This window comes from Mammaliicoccus sp. Q-M61, from assembly GCF_022386055.1.
GTDB lineage: Bacteria > Bacillota > Bacilli > Staphylococcales > Staphylococcaceae > Mammaliicoccus > Mammaliicoccus sciuri_A.
The window spans coordinates 79,797-99,604 of record NZ_JAJNJL010000002.1; the positions used below are offsets into that span (position 1 = coordinate 79,797).

A 19,808-nucleotide genomic window follows, 5' to 3' on the forward strand; every position below is an offset into this window, starting at 1 on the left:
GCAAAGAAAATAGTAAAATAATAGTGAATTTATTGAAAATTCTGATTAAAACGCTTTCATTACTAAAATCTTATTTCACCTGTTGCTACAACTTGAACATTACCAGCTAAAGCACGTGTTATCATACAAGATTCTTCTGCTTTTTGAACAAGTCTGTTTAATCTTTTTTGTAAATTTTCATCTGGTTCTTCAGATAAATAAATAATAGGGAAATGTTCTATTTTTTTATAAGTGATCACGCCATCTTCGAAATCAACATGACCTTTAGAATCTACTTCGATTCTTTCAATATCAATTTCAGAGCGTTCAATCATTGCTGCCAATGTAATCATATAGCAAGTTGAAGCTGCACCTAGTAACATCTCGTCTGGATTTGTACCGATTTCTGGTCCGTCCATTACTTCAGGGATTGATACTCGAGTAGATAAATTATCAGTTGTAATATGGCCAGAAGCATTTCTGCCTTTAGTCCATGTTCCTTTTAAATTAAAAATATGTGTTGTCATATTCATGTTCCTTTCTATATTTAAAAATATTTGGGTATAATCTATAGTATGACTGATTTTAAAGGAGTAGACAATGAATGTGAATAATCAAAATTGCAAATTAAAAGTTGCACATAGAGGTGTTCCATCATTAGCACCAGAAAATACAATGATTTCTTTTAAACGTGCAATAGAATTCAATATAGATGTTCTTGAAATAGATATACATAGAACGATGGATGGTGAACTTGTTGTTATTCATGATCCAACAACGAACCGTACTTCACAAGAAAAAGGGGTCATCAGAAAATTAACATATGAAACATTGAAAAAATATGATGTCGGTAAATGGAAAGGGCAAGCATATATTGGTGAGCAAATTCCATTATTTCAAAATGTACTTAAATTAATAAAAGACACACATTTAAAGCTACTTATAGAAATCAAGCAACCAGAAAACTATCCAAATATCGAATCAGATATTATTGCTATGATCAAACAACATGATATTTCGCACAATCAAATTATCATTCAGTCATTCAATAGAAATTCAATTCAACAAATAAACAGTTTATGGCCAGAAATAGAATTAGGTGTCTTGATTAAGAAGAAAGATCGTTTTATAAATAGAAGGACAATTAAGAAAATAGGGGAGTATGCAAACTATATTAATCCGAATTATAAAATTGTAACGAGAAGATTTGTAGAGGCAGCACATGTATCGCAACTTAAGGTATTACCGTATACGATAAATGATAAATCTACGGCTCAAAAAATGTTAGCGATGGGTGTTGATGGTTTAATATCGGATTATGCACATTTATTAGATGAATGGATGAAGTCATAAATTATAAAATAAAAAACCACTTTCGAAATGAAAGTGGTTTTGTTTGAACAAAGATTAACGAGAGTAGTACTCAACGATTAATTGTTCATTGATTTCAGCAGATAATTCGCTACGTTCAGGAACGCGTACGAAAGTACCTTCTAATTTGTCAGCATCGAATGATAAGTAATCAGGAACGTGATGACTTAATTCAACTGATTCTAATACGATGTTTAATTTTTGTGATTTTTCACGAACACCGATAGTTTGACCTGGTTTTAAAGTGTAAGATGGGATATCAACACGAGCGCCATCTACAGTAATGTGACCGTGGTTAACTAATTGACGTGCTTGACGACGAGTACGAGCTAAACCTAATTGGTAAACTACTGCGTCTAAACGTGAAGCTAATAGTGCCATGAAGTTATCACCGTGGATACCTTTCATGTTACCAGCTTTATCGAAAATAGTGCGGAATTGACGTTCGTTGATTCCGTACATGTAACGTAATTTTTGTTTCTCTTGTAATTGAAGACCATACTCAGATAATTTTTTACGTTGAGTTGGACCGTGTTGTCCTGGTACGTAAGGACGTTTTTCTAATTCTTTACCTGTGCCGCTTAATGAAATACCTAAACGACGTGATTTTTTCCAGTTTGAACCTCTAAATCTTGCCATTTTGAAGTTCCTCCTTTTTCTTGTTTGATTGTTATGAAGAAACAAGAAAGAATGTTAAATGCTCATAGGGATATGTTATATTTGTGTGCCTTCACCTTGCAGCCGCGGTTACACAACACGCCTTCTTTGGGAATAACATAGAGCCTTATAATATTTAACTGCTACTTTCGTTAATTCACACAAAAGCTATTATACATTTTTGTTTAGTTAATGTCAATTTATATTTTAAAGATGGATATGCTTTTCTAGCGTTTTGACAAGTAATTCTAAGCCTTCAAGATCAGTTTGATTAAATCTTGATTTAACAGGTGCATCTATATCTAACACACCGATGATTTCTTTGTTATAGTATATAGGTATAACGATTTCTGATTGGCTATTAGCATCACATGCTATATGCCCAGGGAATTGATTAACATCTTCAACAAGTTGTGATTGCTTTTCGGCAACAGCTGTTCCACAAACCCCTTTACCAATTTCAATGTCTACACAAGCTGGTAATCCTTGAAATGGACCAAGTTTTAAGGCATTATTTTTAATAAGATAAAATCCAACCCAATTAATGTTTGGTAAGAATTGGTTGATGAACGCAGATGCATTACTTAAATTAGCAATTAAATCTTGTTCTCCTGATAATAAACCATCTAATTGGCGGTTGAGTAATGAATAATCTAGTTGTTGTTCTGACATTTTTATTCCTCATTTCAATATTTATTTGAATTATATTACTATTTTATGATTTTGAATATGTTTTGCATAGAAAAAGGTTTGTTGGATATATATTTTACGTTATAATAAAGAGAACGATTTAGGAGGAGAATACATAATGGCAATTTATATAACACTTGCAGTTATAATCATTATATTAATTGGTATTGGTATAATGTTATGGTTGCGTACATCAAAGCGAAATTTGATTACTGAGACTGAGCAGCGTAAGCAAAAAATTAAGCAATTACCTTTTCAAGATGAATTAGCGAAGCTTAAAAAATTAAATATCCATGGTGAAGCTAAAGACAAGTATGACCAATTTAAGAGAGAATGGCAAACTGTTTTACAAGAAGATTTAAAAGTTGTAGATGCAAAAATTCACGATGCTGATGCAGAACTTGATAAATTTAAGTTCTCACAATCAGAAGAAAGTATTGCTGATGCTAACAAAATAATGGATGGTATAGAAAAGAAATATACGCGTTTAACTCAGAGTGTTACAGAATTAATGACAACAGTGGAAACAAGCGACAAACTATACGATGAATCTAAACAGATTTATAGAGAAACGAAGAGAGAAGTATTAGCGAATAGACACCAGTTTGGGGATGCTGCTGAACTAATCGAAAAAAACATCGAAGCTTTTCTACCTAGAATTGAACAATATGAAGAACTTGTTGAAGATGGACACTACATTAAAGCAAGTGGTCATATCGATCAATTGAATACGGATATGAAACGTATGCAAGAAGATATGGAGGAAATTCCATTATTAATTAAAGATGTACAAAAAGAACTACCAGGTCAATTCCAAGACTTGAAATTCGGATGTAGAGATTTAAAAGTTGAAGGTTATAACCTTGAACACGTTAAAGTGGAAGGTACATTACAAACTTTACGTGGCAAATTAAATTTAGTTGAACCATTGATTGGAAGATTAGAATTAACAAAAGCTGAAAGCATTATTAATGAAATTAATGATTCTTTAGATGATATGTATGATTTAATCGAACATGAAGTGAAATCTAAAAATACTGTCGAACAATCTAAAGAAATTATTACAGATGAATTATTCCATGCTAAAGATATGAACTACACACTTCAAACTGAAATTGAATATGTTAAAGAGAACTATTATATTTCTGAAGAAGATGTACATAAAGTAAGACAGTATGAGAATGAAATTCAAAACTTAATTAGTGTATACGATGAAATTTTAGGTGAAATGGCTAAAACAAATGTACGCTATAGTGAAGTTGAAGATAATCTACTATATATAGAAGAACATGTTAAAGTAATTAATGATAACCAACAAAAAATACAAAATCATTTAGTTTCTCTTAGAGAAGACGAAGCTACAGCTCAACAAAATACATTACGTGTTCAATCTAAGAAAGAAGAAATATATAGAAATTTATTAGCATCTAATTTACCAAGTGTACCTGAAAGATTTATCATTATGAAAAATGAAATTGATCACGAAATTCGTGAAGTAAATAAAATCTTTAGTCAAAGACCTATTAATGTACAATATGTGAAAGATAAAGTAAGTAACATTGTTCTTCAAATGAATAAATTTGAAGATGAAACAACAGATGTACTTATCAATGCAGTTCATGCTGAAACATTAATTCAATATGGTAATAGATACAGAAAAGAAAATAATGAACTGAATAAGAGTCTTAATGAAGCAGAAAGACTGTTTGCTAACAATAGATATAAACGTGCTATTGAAATAGCTGAAGCGGCACTTGAAAAAGTAGAACCTGGTATCAGTGAAAAAATAGAAGAAGATGTAAATAAACGATAAGAACGTCATAAAGGTGAAGACATGGTAAATGTCTTTGCCTTTATTTTTTTCTGAGTTAGTGGATGTTTTTTCTAAGTCAATTAGTATATCTATACGAAATGACTTGTGGTATCATTATATAATGAAAAAAAGAGGTGACAGTATGATATATCTTGATAATGCTGCAACGACAAAGCCTAATGAGGACGTTATCCAAACATATACACAAATGAATCAACAATACTTTTTCAATCCAAATAGTCCTCATTCTGCCGGCATAAAGATTGCTCATTTACTTGATAAAGCAAGAGAAAATATTAAACAATATTTAAATTTAAAAGATCCATTCAATATTATATTTACAAGTGGTGCTACCGAATCGAATAATATCGCACTTCAAGGAATGGCCAAAGCGAAAAAGAGATTTGGTAATACAATCCTTACAACAAAGATGGAACATCCGTCAGTTCTTGAAACGATGAGAGGATTAGAGGACGAAGGTTTTAATTTGAAATATATTAAAACGACGAATGATGGCAAATTAGATATATCATCTTTACAAGAATTACTAAACGATGATGTTGTACTTGTTACATGTATGCATGTTAATAATGTAATGGGACAAATTCAACCGATTGAAGAAATTAGTCGAATTTTAGAAGAATATCCTAAAGTGCATTTTCATGTAGATGGTGTACAAGGTTTTGGGAAAGTACCATTAGATATTAATTTAGCGGATAGTTATAGTTTAAGCGCACATAAATTTCACGGACTAAAAGGTTCAGGTATTTTGGCAATTAAACAAATTAAATCGATTAAACAAATTATATTTGGTGGCGGACAAGAGCAAGGCTTAAGAAGCGGTACAGTTAATGCACCTGTCAATATTGCATTAGCAAAAGCGATGAGAATAATGAACGATCGTATGGAAGGTAATGCTCAAGCATTAAGTCAAAGAGGTAAAGAAATTAGAACGTTTGTTGAACAATATAAAGGTGTCTTGATTAATTCACCAATCGATGCAGCACCATATATCTTAAATATTTCTTTTCCAGGTGTTAAAGGTGAAGTATTAGTCAATGCATTTTCTAAATTTGAAATTTATTTGTCTACAACGAGTGCATGTTCTTCAAAGAAAAGTTCTCATAATGAAACGTTAAAAGCAATGGGATTAAGCAACCTTGTAATTGAAGGAAGTATAAGAATAAGTATTGCACCAGATTTAACGAATGAACAAATAGAACGTTTTAAAGATGCCTTTGATAAAGTATATAAAGAGGTAAAGGAGTTAATAAAATATGAATTATGATCACATATTAGTGAGATACGGAGAGCTGACTTTAAAAACAGGTAATAGAAATATGTTTGTGAATAAATTAAAAGCAAATATCAAAAGCCGATTAATGCCACTTCAAGGTTATAAAGTACGTGCAAATCGTGACCGTATGTATATCGATGTACACGAAGGTTCTGACATTGAAGAAATGATGAGCAGAATTCAAACTGTGTTTGGCGTACATTCTGTAAGTCCAGTAGTTCGAATTGAAAAAGATTTAGATTTAATGAAAGAAGTCGCTTTAAAGTTTGCGCATGATTTTAAAGATGGTGACACATTTAAAATTGACGTCAAGCGTGCAGATAAAACGTTTGAACTTGATACTTTTCAATTGCAACAAGAGTTAGGTGGTCATGTACTTCAAAATACTGATCATATAACAGTAAATGTTAAACAACCAGATCATAAAATTAAAGTAGAAGTTCGTAAAGATGCTATTTATATGTACAACCGCGTACTTGAAGGCGCTGGTGGATTACCTGTAGGAACTGGTGGTAAAACATTACTTATGCTTTCAGGTGGAATCGATTCACCAGTAGCAGGTATGGAAGTAATGAAACGAGGCGTGACAATTGAAGCTATTCATTTTCATAGTCCACCGTATACAAGTGAACAAGCTAAACAAAAAGTAATCGATTTAACAAAACAACTTGCACATTTAACAGGCGATATCAAATTGCATATTGTACCTTTTACAGAACTTCAAAAGCAAATTCATAAAGTCGTTGAAGAAAGCTTTACAATGACTAGTACAAGAAGAATGATGTTAAGAGTTACTGAAAAAGTGGCACATGAAATCGGTGCACATGCAATTGTAAATGGTGAGAACTTAGGACAAGTAGCGAGCCAAACTTTAGGTAGTATGTATGCCATTAACAGTGTAACATCAATGCCAATTTTGCGTCCGTTACTTACATTTGATAAAGAAGATATCGTTAAAAAGGCGAAAGCTATTAATACATTTGATTTATCAATTCAACCATTTGAGGATTGTTGTACGATATTTACACCAAAAAATCCAAAGACAAATCCTAAATTAGAAAAAGTGGAATATTTTGAATCTAAATTTGATTTTGGTCCACTAATTGATGAAGCGGTTAAAAATGTAGAAACACTTACAATTTCTAAGCACGATGATTTGAATCAACAAAAAGACGAATGGATGGATGAACTACTTTAATACGAACGTTGGGATGTCGTTATCATTAAAGTAGAGGAGATATCCATATGGAGTTTGATTTAAATATATTATTAATCATTATTTTGTTTGGTTTAATTGCATCATTTATCGATTCGGTAGTAGGTGGAGGAGGATTAATTTCTTTACCTGCATTACTAGCAGTGGGAATGGATCCAGCCACAGCTCTAGGTACAAATAAATTAGCGAGTTCATTCGGTTCATTTACGAGTACGATGAAATTTATAAGAGCGAAGAAAGTAGATTTCGATATTGTAGGTAAATTATTTCCATTATCCTTTGTAGGTTCGATATTCGGTGCGATTACTGCTACATATTTACCACCAGAATATTTAAAGCCATTGGCAATCATTATATTGGCACTTGTAACCATATACTCAATAGTAAAGAAAGATTGGGGAGACATTAATCGATATAAGAAATTGTCACTTAAAAAAGCAATCTTGTTTATTATTGGTGTAACGTTAATTGGTTATTATGATGGATTTCTTGGAGGCGGGACAGGATCATTCTTCCTATTTGCTTTATTAATGATTGGTCTTGATTATTTACACGCAGCCGGAAATGCTAAATTTTTAAACTTTGCTTCTAACATAGGTGCATTACTGTTATTTATGGTTTTAGGACATGTCAATTATATATATGGATTAAGTATGGCAGTATCTATGGTAATCGGTTCGTATTTAGGGGTTACATTTGCTATTAAAAAAGGCGTATCTTACGTTAAAGTATTATTTATTATTGTAACGATAACGTTAATTCTCAAAAATCTATATGACTATATTAGTAGTCACTTTATGTAAAAAACACCTTAGCGTCTATGCGCTAAGGTGTTTTAGTTTATGGGTTGTTGCTTATTGTTATAAGAATTTTCTTTGTACTTTACTCCAGAATGAATTCTGAGGTAATTTCAATGTTCGAATATATTTATCTTGAATTCTAAGTGAAATAAAGTCTGTTTCTTGAATGCTTAATGCTTCGTTATCTAGTCCCATAATTGGATAATAGTTACCTTCTTTATCAAGAATGATTTTAAGGGTTCTTGTATCACCCAATACTACTGAACTACTCACTGTTCTGAAATTATTGTTATTCAGTGATGCGATTTCAGTTAGTTGCATGCTTCTAATTTTAGGGTCAATAATTGCGCCGTCTAATGATTTGTTATATCCAGTTGATCCTGTTGGTGTTGAAATTAATAAACCATCTCCGTTGAATGCTTCGAAGTATTCGTCGTCAATGTATATTTCCATCTTCATCGGCTTGATGACACTTGATTTAATGTAAAAATCATTTAAACACATATAAGACATTTGGTTATTCAAGTTTACTTCTAGGACGGGATATTTTCTCACACTTACTTCATGAGAATCAATAGATTCAATTAAATGTGGAATGTCATCTATACTAAAATCTACATATAAATAATTCTGATCTAGTCGTGTTTTAATACCTATATAAACTTTGTCTTTATTAAAGTTCGTTTTTCTACAAGCTTGTAAGAAACTCCCATCTCCCCCGACTGAAGCAATAATATCTGCATCATCGTAATTTGAAACAAATTCAAATCCGTGTGGTTCCATTTCTTTCTGGATTTTTTCACGTGTTTCTAATACGTCACGGTCTTTTGAACTAAATAAATAAATACGTTTATACGAAGTCATAATTTGTTCCTCCCAAAAGTTACAGTTATTATTAAAGTCTGTTATTATTATAAATGTAAATATTTAAAATAGAAAGGATGATACTATGTCTAAACGAATTATTGCGATAATCATCGCAGCTGTTTTAGTTGTAGGTGGTATAGTTGTCAGCACAGTTGGCATATTTTTAGACGATTCGTGGAAAAAAACAGTAACAGATTCAGATGGCATAAGTGAGTCTGTCGTATCTGGTAGTGATAGTAGTAGCAAAATTGTTAAATTATCAGTAGATGGTACCATTCAAGATACAGGTGTCCAAGAGTCATTATTTAGTGGAGGAGGGTATAATCATCAATCCTTCTTAAAACAACTTGATAAAATTAAAAAAGACGATCAAGTTAAAGGTGTACTTCTAGTTGTGAATTCACCAGGTGGTGGAACATATGAAAGTGATGAAATACATAAAAAATTAGAAGAAATTAAAGCTAAAGATAAAAAAGTTTATGTTCAAATGAAAAATATGGCAGCATCAGGTGGCTATTATATCTCAACACCAGCAGACAAAATTTATGCAGGTTCACAAACTTTAACAGGTTCACTTGGGGTAATTATTTCAAGTATTAATTATTCTGAACTTGCGAATGATTTAGGTGTGAAAGATGAATCTGTCACTTCTGGTAAACATAAACAAATCTTGAACCCAATGAAAGAAATGTCGAAAGAAGAACGCGAGATCATGCAATCTATCATCGATGATAGTTATAAACAATTTGTAAATGTTATTAAAGATGGTAGACATATGTCAGAATCAGAAGTTAAGAAATTAGCTGATGGTAGAATTTATTCAGCACAACAAGCTAAATCAAACGGTTTAATTGATGAAATTGGTTATGAAGATGATGCTATTAAAGCATTAAGAAGTGACATTAAATCCAAACATGCACAAGTTGTAACATATGATACAACAGGCGGATTCTTAAACTTCCCAATGGCTGCTAAAAGTAAACTTTCTTCTATGATAGGTTTAGATGATATGACTAAATATGAAGCCTTAATTAAAGCGAATAAATCACCACAACCTATGTATTTATACGGTGAATAAGGAGGGATTGTAATGACAGAAACAAGTTATGAACAAGTCGCTACTACACGTCAACAAAGTGAAATTGAGCGTACTGTCAATAAATATATGTCTGATATTAAATCCATCGTATTTGCTGGATTCTGGGTCCGATTTTTAGCTTATATCATCGATATTTTAGCTTTAGCAGGATTTAAAGGTATTGTACTAAGTCCGATATTTGCACTTACAGATATCAATGATTCTTATCTATGGGTGCCATACTTCAGTGTTGAAAATATGGCTAGTGCCTTAATATTTTATTTATATTTCGTGTTGATGACGTATTATTTTAAAGCAACACTAGGCAAGATGATTTTAGGTTTAAGTGTCTATCGAGAAGATGCTCAACCGCTCAAATTGAAGGATGTCCTATTTAGAGAATGGATCGGACGAATTATTTCTGGTGCATTATTAGGCATTCCATATATTGTAGTAGCATTTACGAAAAAGCATAAAGGTATTCATGACTATTTTGGGGAAACAGTCGTTCTCAAAAACAAATATGTTCAAATGAGAAAAGACTTCCAAAATGTGATTGGATAACTAAGTTATAATCAAAAGAATTTTAAAGTCTCTTTAATCATGATAAAATGTATTTATCAAGAATAAGGAGGCTTTTTTTATGGCGCAAGTTACATTCAAGAATGAACCAATTACAATATTAGGTGAGGAAGTTAAAGTAGGTTCAGTAGCACCTGATTTTACTGTATTAGCAAACGACCTATCTGAAAAGACATTAAAAGACTATGAAGGTAAAAAGAAACTTATTAGTGCCGTACCTTCTTTAGATACAGGCGTGTGCAGTCAACAAACACGTAAATTTAATGAAGAAGCTGCAAATGAACAAGATGGCGTTGTCTTAACAATTTCTAACGACTTACCATTTGCTCAAAAAAGATGGTGTGCAGCTGAAGGTTTAGATAATGTGATTACATTAAGTGACCACCGTGATTTATCATTTGGTGAGAACTATGGTGTTATCATGAAAGAACTTCGTTTATTAGCACGTTCAGTATTTGTTTTGGACAAAGATAATAAAGTTGTTTATGCAGAAATAGTGAGTGAAGGTACAAACCATCCTGACTATGACAAAGCTTTAGAAGCATTCAAAAATTTAGACTAATTAACAACCATAAACTGCTGTCCATTTAGTGGACAGCTTTTTATACGAAAGAGGGCAATTATGACTGAAGAAAAGAATATGATGGAAGTATTATTTGAAAAACTTGATGTAAAAAGTAAAGACCTCCACGACGAGAATGGACAAAGTTATATAGAGAATCTTGGTTTGGCGATGGAAGACATTTATACAAACCAAAGAGATCTTTTAGAACAATCAACATTACAAGAACGAAGAAAAGCGTTCCAATTTGCTTATTTAAGTTTATTAAAAGAAGAAGTAATACAACCCAATCATCAAATGACGCCAGATTCAATTGGGTTTATTTTAAGCTACCTTGTAAACTTATTTAATAAAAACAAAAAAGAATTAAACATTGTAGATATTGCAAGTGGTACAGGACATTTGAGTGCAACAATCAATGAACAAAATCAAGACAAGACATTGATGCACCACTTGATTGAAGTAGATCCTGTATTACAACGTGTAAGTATACATTTAGCTAACTTCTTAGAAATACCATTTGATGTATACCCACAAGATGCTATAATGCCACTACCTTTAGAAGAAGCGGATGTCATTGTCGGCGATTTACCTGTCGGATATTATCCAGTTGATGAACGCAGTAAAGAGATGAAATTAGGCTTTGATGAAGGGCATAGTTATAGTCATTATTTATTATTAGAACAAGCTGTTACAGCAACAAGACCAGGTGGTTATGTATTCTTAATCGTACCAACAAATATCTTTGAAGGTGAAGAAGTGAAACAGCTTCAAAAATATATTGCAACAGAAACAGAAATGCAAGCATTTTTAAACTTTCCTAATTCACTGTTCAAGACAGAACAATCACGTAAATCACTATTGATTTTACAGAAGAAAGACCCTGGAATTACTAAGAGCGTTGAAGTATTGCTAGCAAACATACCAGATTTCAAGGCACAATCTCAATTGCAAACGTTTTTATCAGAAGTAGATGAATGGATGAAAGAAAATCATTCTTTATAAACTGTATTAATGCTTGATTCATAACTGTATTAGTGTTTAAATAGTATAGAATAGTATTATCAGGAGGAAGTCTAAATGACAAAAATTATAGCAATTAATGCTGGTAGCTCATCTTTAAAATTCCAATTATTTGAGATGCCTGAAGAAAAAGTTATCACAAAAGGATTAATCGAACGTATCGGATTGAAAAATTCAATTTTCTCAATTACGGTTGACGGGGAAAAAATCACAAAAACATTAGATATTGAAAATCATGAAGTTGCAGTAAACATCATGATTGAAGCTTTAAAAGAGCACAATATCATCGAAGACATTAATGATATTCAAGGTACTGGTCATCGTGTTGTTCATGGCGGAGAATTATTCCCAGAATCAGCACTTGTTACTGATGATGTATTAGCTAAAATCGAATCATTAACTGATTTAGCACCTTTACACAATCCTGCAAATATCATGGGTATTAAAGCATTTAGAAAATTATTGCCAAGTATCCCACATGTTGCAGTATTCGATACATCATTCCACCAAACAATGCCAGAAGAATCATATTTATACAGCTTACCTTACAACTTCTATAAAGATTTCGGTATTCGTAAATATGGTTTCCATGGTACAAGTCATAAATATGTATCTGAAAGAGCAGCAGAATTATTAGATCGTCCTTTAGATCAATTAAGAATTATCTCTTGTCATATCGGTAATGGTGCTTCTATTGCTGCAATTGACGGTGGTAAATCAGTTGATACTTCAATGGGCTTCACACCATTAGCAGGTGTTACAATGGGTACACGTTCAGGTAACCTTGACCCAGCTTTAATTCCATATATCATGGAGAAAACTGGTAAAAATGCTGAAGAAGTATTAAATATCCTTAATAAAGAATCAGGTTTACTTGGTATCTCAGGTTCATCAAGTGACTTAAGAGATATCGAGCAAGACGCTAACGAAGGTAACGAACGTGCTAAATTAGCATTAGATGTATTCGCATCTAGAATCCATAAATACATGGGATCATATGCTACAAGAATGCACGGCTTAGATGCAATTGTATTTACAGCTGGTGTAGGGGAAAACTCTGACACAGTTCGTGCTAAAGTATTAGAAGGATTAGAATTTATGGGTGTTTATTGGGATCAACGCTTAAACACAGGTTTACGTGGAGAAGAAGCGTTCATCAACTACCCACATTCACCAGTAAAAGTTATTGTAATTCCAACTGACGAAGAAGTTATGATCGCACGTGATGTTGTGAAATTTGGTAACTTAGGATAATAAAGTATATTTTAAAGCGAGGCAGGCGTATCTTATATGTGAATAAGATGCCAGTCTCGTTTTTTTATGTTTAAAAAGTGATTCTACGGTTATATGTAAGTAATGCATGTTCTAAGGAGGATATATAAATGAGACCAGAAAGAGCATTAATGAAATTAGTTAGAATCGTTACACGTAGAGTCGTTAAAGAACAATCAAGAAAACAAAAACAAGAAAATAATCAAAACTTAAAAAATCAAAATAATAATCAAAACTAATATAAAAGCGTTCAGCCATAAGGTTGAATGTTTTTTTATTTGGAATGTTGTTAAGAGGAGGAAGTTAAGCTATTAGAAAGGTATTCTACGTATTATACTTAGACAAAAATATCAATTTATTCAAAATTCTGACAATTATTATATACAAAAATTGGAAGTAGTATTATAATTAATTTATGCATTTCCAAATTTTACTAAATTCAAAGAAAGGAGCGTATCATGCGAAAAAAAAGACAGAGAAATAAAACAGGTATACTAGTAGCGATTATTTATTGTTTTATAATGTATTTTATTTTAAATATTTATGGGGAATCTATCGATGATATAAATAAAAGTATTCGATACATAATTATGCCCTTTGGAGTAGTAATAATTATTGTGATTTTTGATTTTTTAATTAAAAAAGATTTTTTCGATAAGAAAAAAGATAAAGCGTCCAGCCATTAAGACTGAACGCTTTTCTTATGTCTATTTATTTACCTTCGTGGTGTTCTTCGAATAATTCTTTTGTTGCTACAACTGGTTCGAAATCTTCAGGCATTGTTTCTGTTCTTACTACTAGAACGTCACATGGTGAGTTTCTTACAATTGATTCTGATACAGAACCAACGATAAATCGTTCTACTGCATTTAATCCTGAAGTACCACACATGATTAAATCTACGTCAAATTCTACTGCTAATTTTTTAGGAATAACTGTTTTTGGAGATCCGAATTCAAGCTTAGTCGCTACGTTATGAACACCATTATTCTCAGCGAATTCTTTATATCCAGATAATAAACTTTCAGCAAAACTTGTTGCTTTATTTACTATTTGAGTATCATAGGCTTCAACACTTGCATATGATCTAGAATCTACAACGTTAACAATTGTTAATTTAGCGTCATTACGTTTAGCAACGGCTACAGCTTTATTATAAGCCCATTCTGATTCAGTTGATCCGTCTACTGCAATTAAAATATTTTTGTAACTTAACATAGAAACCGCCTCCTAGTTCTTTTGTTTAATTATATCATAATTTTCTGAAAAAATAACATTATAAACTTTTAAATAATAGGGAATTTACACGATTTTTATATAATGTATGTTAAAATTGGTTGTAGTAAGAAAATTTAAAAAATTTAGAAAATAAGGATAATATAAAAATTGAATAATAATGATTGCGCTTTCAAATTTGTGGCGTTATGATAAAAACAAGGAGGAATGAAAAATGATTATTGGAGTACCAAGAGAGATAAAAAATAACGAAAATAGGGTGGCATTAACACCTAGTGGCGTGGCAAGTTTAGTTGCACAAAATCATGTTGTTAAAGTAGAAACTGAGGCAGGATTAGGTTCACAATTTACTAACGAAGATTATCAACAAGCTGGAGCAGAAATTGTAAGTCAAGAAGAAGCATGGAATGTTGAAATGGTTATGAAAGTTAAAGAACCATTACAAGAAGAATACCAATTCTTCAAGAAAGACTTAATCCTATTTACATACTTACATTTAGCTGCTGAAGAATCTTTAACAAATGCATTACTAGAAAATGAAGTAACTGCAATTGCTTATGAAACTGTTCAGTTAAGCGATCGTTCATTACCATTACTAGCGCCAATGAGTGAAGTAGCAGGAAGAATGTCAACTCAAATTGGTGCGCAATTCCTACAAAAAACACACGGAGGCATTGGAATATTATTATCTGGTGTACCAGGTGTTAAAAGAGGGAAAGTAACAATAATCGGTGGAGGTCAAGCAGGAACAAATGCTGCTAAAATGGCAGTTGGTCTTGGAGCAGACGTTACGATTATTGACTTAAATCCTACACGTTTACAACAATTAGATGATTTATTTGGTGCAAGCGTGCAAACGATGATGTCATCACCACTAAATATTGAAGAAGCAGTTGTTGAAAGTGATTTAGTAATTGGATCAGTACTTATCCCAGGTGCTAAAGCACCGAAACTAGTAACTGAAGATATGGTTAAGAAAATGAAACCAGGTTCAGTATTAGTAGACATCGCGATTGACCAAGGTGGTTCATTCGAAACATCAGATAGAATTACGACACACGATGATCCAACATATGTTAAACATGGTGTCGTACACTATGCAGTTGCTAATATGCCAGGAGCAGTTCCAAGAACATCTACAATTGCATTAAATAATGCAACAACTCCTTATGCAATTCAATTAGCAAACAAAGGCTACGTTAAAGCATGTCAAGATAACGAAGCGCTTGCTAAAGGTTTAAACACAATACACGGTAAACTAACATATAAAGAAGTTGCAAAAGCTTTTGATAAAGAATACACTCCTTATCAAGAAGTTTTGAGATAACTCCACCAAAAAAACCTGAGACGAATTTCGTCTCAGGTTTTTCTTATTATACGATTTTTGTACCGTGTACTTCATCGAATGGTATGTCTTCTATGAGTTGAGATAAGTTATCTTTATTGAGTCCGCCACCTGGCATAATTGTGATATTGCCTTTTGAATAAATCAACAATTTACCTAAATGGTTAATGTTATCAAATATCACACTATCACTAGGTCCGCCATGTGTTAGTAGGCGACTGAATTGGTGTTTAATTAACCAGTCTAATGATTTTAATTGATGATATGGATTAATAGAATCAAACGCCATATGACAAACGGCATGTATGATACCACATGTTTCTTTTAATGCTTTCATCTTCCATTCGTCAAGATGTCCGTGTTCATCTAAACAGCCAAATACAAATGCATCAACTTTCAAATCTTTCAATTGTAATATATCTTGTCGCATGATTTCATATTCGAAATAATTATAGTTAAAATCTCCACCGCGAGGTCTAATCATGACAGCGACTTCGACGTTATGTTGATGACAAAGTTCTACTGCAATCTTTACCATTCCGTAACTTGGTGTTGTACCACCAACTGAAAGGTTATCGCAAAGTTCTATTCGATTTGCACCGTTTTTAATCGCATGTTCAATTTGCGAAATTGTTTCTACACAAGCTTCTTTAATCATTTTTGGTAGCCTGTTAGTATGCGATGTCCGTCTTCAGTTACAACGATATCGTCTTCAATTCTAACGCCAGCAACACCAGGAACGTATATTCCAGGTTCAACTGTTAATACCATGCCTGGTTTGAATTCATCCGTATTAGCACTGGAAATGTCTGGGAATTCATGGACGCTTAATCCAAGTCCGTGACCAAGTCTATGTGGGAAGTATTCACCATAACCAGCATTGCTAATAATATCTCTAGCTACTTTATCGCAGTCAGCAATTTTAGCACCTGGTTTAATCATTTCAATCGCTTGTTTATTAGCATCAAGTACGACATTGTAAATTTCTTGTGCTTTTTCAGAAGGTGTACCAAATGGAACAGTTCTAGTGATATCTGAACAATAACCTTTATAAATGACACCTAGGTCAAATAGTACATATTCGTTTTCTTTTAAAGTTCTTTCTCCTGGTGTACCATGAGGAGCTGCTGCATGATCGCCGAATAATACCATAGTATCAAAGCTCATCTTAGAAATACCATGTTGTTTCATAGTTGTTTCAATATGATTTAATACTTCAATTTCAGAAACGCCAACTTCTAATTTATCAACGCCAGCTTGAATCGCTAAATCTGCATATTTAGCCGCTTCTTGTAACAACTCAATCTCGTCATTTGTTTTTACATTTCTAATATCTTTCAATACTTGATCAATATCAACAATTGTTTCAACATTAAATGCTTTTTCAATTTCACGAAGTCTTTTAACTGATAAATGCTCTGATTCAATCGCGAAAGTTTTATAAGATTGTTGTTCAATTAAATCGAATGGTGATTCTGTATCTATGTATCCAACGATGTTTCCAGTGAAGCCTGCATTTTTAGCTTCTTCTACTTCCATTTTTGGACAAAATAGTGTTTCTTCACCATCTTTAGTGACTAATAAACTAAATAGACGTTCATGTGGTTCAGATAAATAACCTGTTAAATAAAAGATGTTTAAAGGCGTTGTAATCCATGCTGCGTCCGCACCTTTATCTTTTAAAAATGTTGCAATTTCATTATGTTCCATTATTCTTCCTCCCAAATCTCTTTCTTACATCATTATTTTAGACTTCTTGATTCATAAATTCAAATTTAGGGTATATAATATACGGAAAAGACAATGTGAGGAGGGAGATTCATGAAAGTATCATTTCATGGACAATCAGTAATCTATTTTGAAAGTAAAGGACATAAAGTGATTGTGGATCCATTTATAACAGGGAATCCATTATCAGATTTAACGGCAGATGAAGTAGAAGCAGATTATATTATATTAACTCATGGTCATGGCGATCATTTAGGTGATACTGTTAGCATTGCAAAAAGAACTGGTGCAACTGTTATAGCGTTACCTGAAGCGATTGATTATTTATCTAATAAACACGGATTAGAAAACTTACATCCAATGAATATTGGTGGGAATATTGAATTTAATTTTGGAAAAGTAAAATATGTGCAAGCCTTTCATAGTAATAGCTTTACAGAAGAAAATGGAGAAATCATCTATTTAGGTATGCCAGCTGGAATTGTATTAGAAACTGAAGCGGGTACAATTTATCATACAGGTGACACTGGTTTATTCAGCGATATGAAATTAATTGCAGATAGACACCCAGTTGATTTGTGCTTTATTCCGATAGGCGACAACTTTACAATGGGCATTGATGATGCAAGTTATGCAGTTAATGAATTTATCAAGCCGAAAAAAGTAGTACCTATTCATTACGATACATTTGACTTTATTAAACAAGACCCTAAAGATTTTGAAAAAGCTGTAACGGAATCAGAAGTTCACATTTTAAAACCTGGTGAATCGGTAGAATTATAAATGAATATGGTAGTAAGTTTAGTAAGCTGAGATGATTTTGTCATCTCAGCTTTTAAGTTTAAGAAGTAAATCTGTATAAAATACTTAATTTAATAAGCGTTGTTTCAATCTTTTATTTAATTTTTAAGATATCATTTAAGACATTAAAAATGTATAATAGAAAGTAATTCATAAAATTTGATAGAGGGTATAAACATGACGAAACATGAGCAAATTATTAAGTATATTGAATCGTTATCTGTTGGACATAAAATCTCTGTCAGACAGATAGCGAAAGATTTAAACGTCTCTGAAGGTACAGCCTATCGTGCAATTAAAGAAGCGGATAATCAAGGGCTTGTAGCATCTATTGATAGAGTAGGGACAGTTAGAATTGAGAGAAAATCTAGAGAACAAATTGAAAATTTAACATTTAATGAAATTGTTAAAATTGTGGATGGTCAAGTATTGGGCGGTAAACAAGGCTTATATAAAACTTTATCAAAATTTGCAATTGGTGCAATGGAATTAAATGATGTCGTTAAATATTTAACTAAAAATACATTGCTGATTGTTGGTAATAGATCAGATGTACAAATGGAAGCTTTAAAAAGAGGTTCTGCTGTTTTAATTACGGGTGGTTTTGAAGCGAATGAAGATATTATAAACTACGCTGACGAACACGAACTTCCGATTATTTTATCAAATTATGATACATTTTTAGTTGCCAATATTATTAATAGAGCTATATATGATCAAATGATTAAAAAAGAAATTTTAATGGTTGAAGATATTATGATTCCTATTGAATCAACTTCTTATTTAGATGACAAACAAAAAGTGCGAGATTGGAATGAATTATCTCAACAAACATCTCATACGCGTTTTCCAGTTGTTGATAGCGAAATGAAAGTTGTAGGTATTTTAACGAGTAAAGATATTGTTAACGAAGAACAAGATAAAAGTATCAGAACATTGATGACGAAATCACCTATCATTGCGCATTTAAATACGACAATCGCAACTTGTGCCCATCTTATGATTTGGGAAGGGATTGAATTATTGCCTGTTGTATCAACCTCTAAAGTATTAATCGGAATTATTTCTCGTGAAGATGTATTAAAGACGATGCAATTAATGAGTAGACAACCACAAATAGGTGAAACGATTCATGACCAAATTGCAAAGCAAATCACAATGGACAATGGTAATGTTGTGGTGAATATATCTCCACAATTAACGAATCAATTCGGTATGTTAACGAAATCCGTCTATATTGCAGTTATTGAAGAAGCGTTGCGTTATGAAATAAGAAAAATGAAAAAATCAGAAATCATGATTGAACATATAGATATTTATTATTTAAAAACTGTTCAAATTGATGACGATGTAGAAGTGAAAATTACAACATTAGATATCGGTAGAATATTTGCTAAATTCGAAGTTACGATGGTGAGCGGTAGTGCGACTGTTGCGAAAGCATTACTGATGTGTCAAATTCTCGAAAAATAAAAAAGCGTTATGTGATAC

The 19,808-nt window shown here is 32.2% G+C and carries 22 protein-coding genes; 15 read left to right on the forward strand and 7 right to left on the reverse strand.

Translation table 11 applies throughout. The annotated features are described in order from the left end of the window. Positions 1-62 precede the first annotated feature (62 nt). On the reverse strand, positions 63-506 hold the full coding sequence (locus tag LQ677_RS03815; RefSeq protein WP_037588539.1) for an SACOL1771 family peroxiredoxin: 444 nt from the start codon (positions 504-506) through the stop codon (positions 63-65). Between the two features lie 73 nt (positions 507-579). Between LQ677_RS03815 and LQ677_RS03820 the strand changes: the two genes are divergently transcribed. Continuing rightward, positions 580-1,332 carry a glycerophosphodiester phosphodiesterase gene (locus LQ677_RS03820; RefSeq protein WP_191835680.1) on the forward strand — a complete coding sequence of 251 codons (753 nt, stop codon included), beginning with the start codon at positions 580-582 and terminating at the stop codon, positions 1,330-1,332. Positions 1,333-1,386: 54 nt separating this feature from the next. Here LQ677_RS03820 and rpsD read toward each other — a convergent pair whose 3' ends face one another. Together rpsD and LQ677_RS03830 are read right to left on the reverse strand one after the other, a co-directional pair. Then, on the reverse strand, positions 1,387-1,989 hold the full coding sequence (gene rpsD, locus LQ677_RS03825; protein ID WP_037588534.1) for a 30S ribosomal protein S4: 603 nt from the start codon (positions 1,987-1,989) through the stop codon (positions 1,387-1,389). Positions 1,990-2,214: 225 nt separating this feature from the next. After that, positions 2,215-2,679: a GAF domain-containing protein gene (locus tag LQ677_RS03830; protein ID WP_037588533.1), complete on the reverse strand. Its 465-nt coding sequence runs from the start codon at positions 2,677-2,679 to the stop codon at positions 2,215-2,217. Between the two features lie 136 nt (positions 2,680-2,815). On the opposite strand from LQ677_RS03830, the gene ezrA reads away from it, so the two are divergent. The 4 genes from ezrA to LQ677_RS03850 all read left to right on the forward strand — a co-directional run bounded on the left by ezrA (position 2,816) and on the right by LQ677_RS03850 (position 7,826). Then, complete coding sequence (ezrA, locus tag LQ677_RS03835; RefSeq protein ID WP_037588531.1) at positions 2,816-4,510, forward strand: septation ring formation regulator EzrA; 1,695 nt, start codon at positions 2,816-2,818, stop codon at positions 4,508-4,510. A 142-nt stretch (positions 4,511-4,652) separates the two neighbouring features. Beyond that, the gene (locus LQ677_RS03840) at positions 4,653-5,798 is read left to right on the forward strand and encodes a cysteine desulfurase family protein (RefSeq protein WP_239748117.1); all 1,146 of its coding nucleotides are present in this window, start codon (positions 4,653-4,655) and stop codon (positions 5,796-5,798) included. After that, on the forward strand, positions 5,788-7,005 hold the full coding sequence (gene thiI / locus LQ677_RS03845) for a tRNA uracil 4-sulfurtransferase ThiI (RefSeq protein ID WP_126477580.1): 1,218 nt from the start codon (positions 5,788-5,790) through the stop codon (positions 7,003-7,005). The genes LQ677_RS03840 and thiI overlap by 11 nt, the downstream gene beginning before the upstream one ends. Positions 7,006-7,052: 47 nt before the next feature. Beyond that, positions 7,053-7,826 (forward strand): sulfite exporter TauE/SafE family protein, encoded by a 774-nt coding sequence (locus tag LQ677_RS03850; protein ID WP_126477579.1) that lies wholly within the window; start codon positions 7,053-7,055, stop codon positions 7,824-7,826. 57 nt (positions 7,827-7,883) lie between these two features. Here LQ677_RS03850 and LQ677_RS03855 read toward each other — a convergent pair whose 3' ends face one another. After that, positions 7,884-8,687 carry an NAD kinase gene (locus LQ677_RS03855; RefSeq protein ID WP_025905507.1) on the reverse strand — a complete coding sequence of 268 codons (804 nt, stop codon included), beginning with the start codon at positions 8,685-8,687 and terminating at the stop codon, positions 7,884-7,886. An 85-nt stretch (positions 8,688-8,772) separates the two neighbouring features. Between LQ677_RS03855 and sppA the strand changes: the two genes are divergently transcribed. The 7 genes from sppA to LQ677_RS03885 all read left to right on the forward strand — a co-directional run bounded on the left by sppA (position 8,773) and on the right by LQ677_RS03885 (position 13,893). Continuing rightward, positions 8,773-9,768, forward strand: coding sequence for a signal peptide peptidase SppA (gene sppA / locus LQ677_RS03860; protein WP_037588522.1), 996 nt, complete (start codon positions 8,773-8,775; stop codon positions 9,766-9,768). 12 nt (positions 9,769-9,780) lie between these two features. Then, positions 9,781-10,332, forward strand: a complete 552-nt coding sequence (locus LQ677_RS03865; protein ID WP_037588520.1) for an RDD family protein — start codon at positions 9,781-9,783, stop codon at positions 10,330-10,332. A gap of 79 nt (positions 10,333-10,411) precedes the next feature. Beyond that, the gene (gene tpx, locus LQ677_RS03870) at positions 10,412-10,912 is read left to right on the forward strand and encodes a thiol peroxidase (protein ID WP_025905504.1); all 501 of its coding nucleotides are present in this window, start codon (positions 10,412-10,414) and stop codon (positions 10,910-10,912) included. A gap of 60 nt (positions 10,913-10,972) precedes the next feature. Next, on the forward strand, positions 10,973-11,917 hold the full coding sequence (locus LQ677_RS03875; protein WP_107577536.1) for a class I SAM-dependent methyltransferase: 945 nt from the start codon (positions 10,973-10,975) through the stop codon (positions 11,915-11,917). A 75-nt stretch (positions 11,918-11,992) separates the two neighbouring features. Beyond that, positions 11,993-13,189: an acetate kinase gene (locus tag LQ677_RS03880; protein WP_037588517.1), complete on the forward strand. Its 1,197-nt coding sequence runs from the start codon at positions 11,993-11,995 to the stop codon at positions 13,187-13,189. A 128-nt stretch (positions 13,190-13,317) separates the two neighbouring features. Then, positions 13,318-13,446 carry a hypothetical protein gene (locus LQ677_RS14680; RefSeq protein ID WP_257213200.1) on the forward strand — a complete coding sequence of 43 codons (129 nt, stop codon included), beginning with the start codon at positions 13,318-13,320 and terminating at the stop codon, positions 13,444-13,446. 219 nt (positions 13,447-13,665) lie between these two features. After that, positions 13,666-13,893: a hypothetical protein gene (locus tag LQ677_RS03885; protein ID WP_126477578.1), complete on the forward strand. Its 228-nt coding sequence runs from the start codon at positions 13,666-13,668 to the stop codon at positions 13,891-13,893. Between the two features lie 25 nt (positions 13,894-13,918). Here the strand turns inward: LQ677_RS03885 and LQ677_RS03890 are convergent, their stop codons facing one another. Continuing rightward, positions 13,919-14,425, reverse strand: a complete 507-nt coding sequence (locus tag LQ677_RS03890; protein WP_025904325.1) for a universal stress protein — start codon at positions 14,423-14,425, stop codon at positions 13,919-13,921. A gap of 232 nt (positions 14,426-14,657) precedes the next feature. Here LQ677_RS03890 and ald point away from each other — a divergent pair, with 232 nt between their 5' ends. Beyond that, entirely contained in the window at positions 14,658-15,770 is a 1,113-nt protein-coding gene (gene ald / locus LQ677_RS03895; RefSeq protein ID WP_126477577.1) for an alanine dehydrogenase, read from the forward strand. A 46-nt stretch (positions 15,771-15,816) separates the two neighbouring features. On the opposite strand, the gene LQ677_RS03900 is transcribed toward ald, so the two are convergent. After that, a complete protein-coding gene (locus LQ677_RS03900) occupies positions 15,817-16,446 on the reverse strand; it encodes a copper homeostasis protein CutC (RefSeq protein WP_126477576.1) in 630 nt (209 codons plus the stop codon). Next, entirely contained in the window at positions 16,443-17,501 is a 1,059-nt protein-coding gene (locus LQ677_RS03905; protein ID WP_371683274.1) for a M24 family metallopeptidase, read from the reverse strand. The genes LQ677_RS03900 and LQ677_RS03905 overlap by 4 nt, the downstream gene beginning before the upstream one ends. A 108-nt stretch (positions 17,502-17,609) precedes the next feature. Between LQ677_RS03905 and LQ677_RS03910 the strand changes: the two genes are divergently transcribed. Continuing rightward, on the forward strand, positions 17,610-18,299 hold the full coding sequence (locus tag LQ677_RS03910; protein WP_037588512.1) for a metal-dependent hydrolase: 690 nt from the start codon (positions 17,610-17,612) through the stop codon (positions 18,297-18,299). A 195-nt stretch (positions 18,300-18,494) separates the two neighbouring features. Beyond that, the gene (locus LQ677_RS03915) at positions 18,495-19,790 is read left to right on the forward strand and encodes a DRTGG domain-containing protein (protein WP_037588511.1); all 1,296 of its coding nucleotides are present in this window, start codon (positions 18,495-18,497) and stop codon (positions 19,788-19,790) included. The last annotated feature ends 18 nt before the right edge of the window (positions 19,791-19,808 follow it).

Excerpts from the sequence above, each read along its gene's own strand:
- LQ677_RS03815 (WP_037588539.1), bottom strand. The coding sequence starts at position 506 with ATGACAACACATATTTTTAATTTAAAAGGAACATGGACTAAAGGCAGA.
- LQ677_RS03820 (WP_191835680.1), top strand. The coding sequence starts at position 580 with ATGAATGTGAATAATCAAAATTGCAAATTAAAAGTTGCACATAGAGGT.
- rpsD (WP_037588534.1), bottom strand. The coding sequence starts at position 1,989 with ATGGCAAGATTTAGAGGTTCAAACTGGAAAAAATCACGTCGTTTAGGT.
- LQ677_RS03830 (WP_037588533.1), bottom strand. The coding sequence starts at position 2,679 with ATGTCAGAACAACAACTAGATTATTCATTACTCAACCGCCAATTAGAT.
- ezrA (WP_037588531.1), top strand. The coding sequence starts at position 2,816 with ATGGCAATTTATATAACACTTGCAGTTATAATCATTATATTAATTGGT.
- LQ677_RS03840 (WP_239748117.1), top strand. The coding sequence starts at position 4,653 with ATGATATATCTTGATAATGCTGCAACGACAAAGCCTAATGAGGACGTT.
- thiI (WP_126477580.1), top strand. The coding sequence starts at position 5,788 with ATGAATTATGATCACATATTAGTGAGATACGGAGAGCTGACTTTAAAA.
- LQ677_RS03850 (WP_126477579.1), top strand. The coding sequence starts at position 7,053 with ATGGAGTTTGATTTAAATATATTATTAATCATTATTTTGTTTGGTTTA.
- LQ677_RS03855 (WP_025905507.1), bottom strand. The coding sequence starts at position 8,687 with ATGACTTCGTATAAACGTATTTATTTATTTAGTTCAAAAGACCGTGAC.
- sppA (WP_037588522.1), top strand. The coding sequence starts at position 8,773 with ATGTCTAAACGAATTATTGCGATAATCATCGCAGCTGTTTTAGTTGTA.
- LQ677_RS03865 (WP_037588520.1), top strand. The coding sequence starts at position 9,781 with ATGACAGAAACAAGTTATGAACAAGTCGCTACTACACGTCAACAAAGT.
- tpx (WP_025905504.1), top strand. The coding sequence starts at position 10,412 with ATGGCGCAAGTTACATTCAAGAATGAACCAATTACAATATTAGGTGAG.
- LQ677_RS03875 (WP_107577536.1), top strand. The coding sequence starts at position 10,973 with ATGACTGAAGAAAAGAATATGATGGAAGTATTATTTGAAAAACTTGAT.
- LQ677_RS03880 (WP_037588517.1), top strand. The coding sequence starts at position 11,993 with ATGACAAAAATTATAGCAATTAATGCTGGTAGCTCATCTTTAAAATTC.
- LQ677_RS14680 (WP_257213200.1), top strand. The coding sequence starts at position 13,318 with ATGAGACCAGAAAGAGCATTAATGAAATTAGTTAGAATCGTTACACGT.
- LQ677_RS03885 (WP_126477578.1), top strand. The coding sequence starts at position 13,666 with ATGCGAAAAAAAAGACAGAGAAATAAAACAGGTATACTAGTAGCGATT.
- LQ677_RS03890 (WP_025904325.1), bottom strand. The coding sequence starts at position 14,425 with ATGTTAAGTTACAAAAATATTTTAATTGCAGTAGACGGATCAACTGAA.
- ald (WP_126477577.1), top strand. The coding sequence starts at position 14,658 with ATGATTATTGGAGTACCAAGAGAGATAAAAAATAACGAAAATAGGGTG.
- LQ677_RS03900 (WP_126477576.1), bottom strand. The coding sequence starts at position 16,446 with ATGATTAAAGAAGCTTGTGTAGAAACAATTTCGCAAATTGAACATGCG.
- LQ677_RS03910 (WP_037588512.1), top strand. The coding sequence starts at position 17,610 with ATGAAAGTATCATTTCATGGACAATCAGTAATCTATTTTGAAAGTAAA.
- LQ677_RS03915 (WP_037588511.1), top strand. The coding sequence starts at position 18,495 with ATGACGAAACATGAGCAAATTATTAAGTATATTGAATCGTTATCTGTT.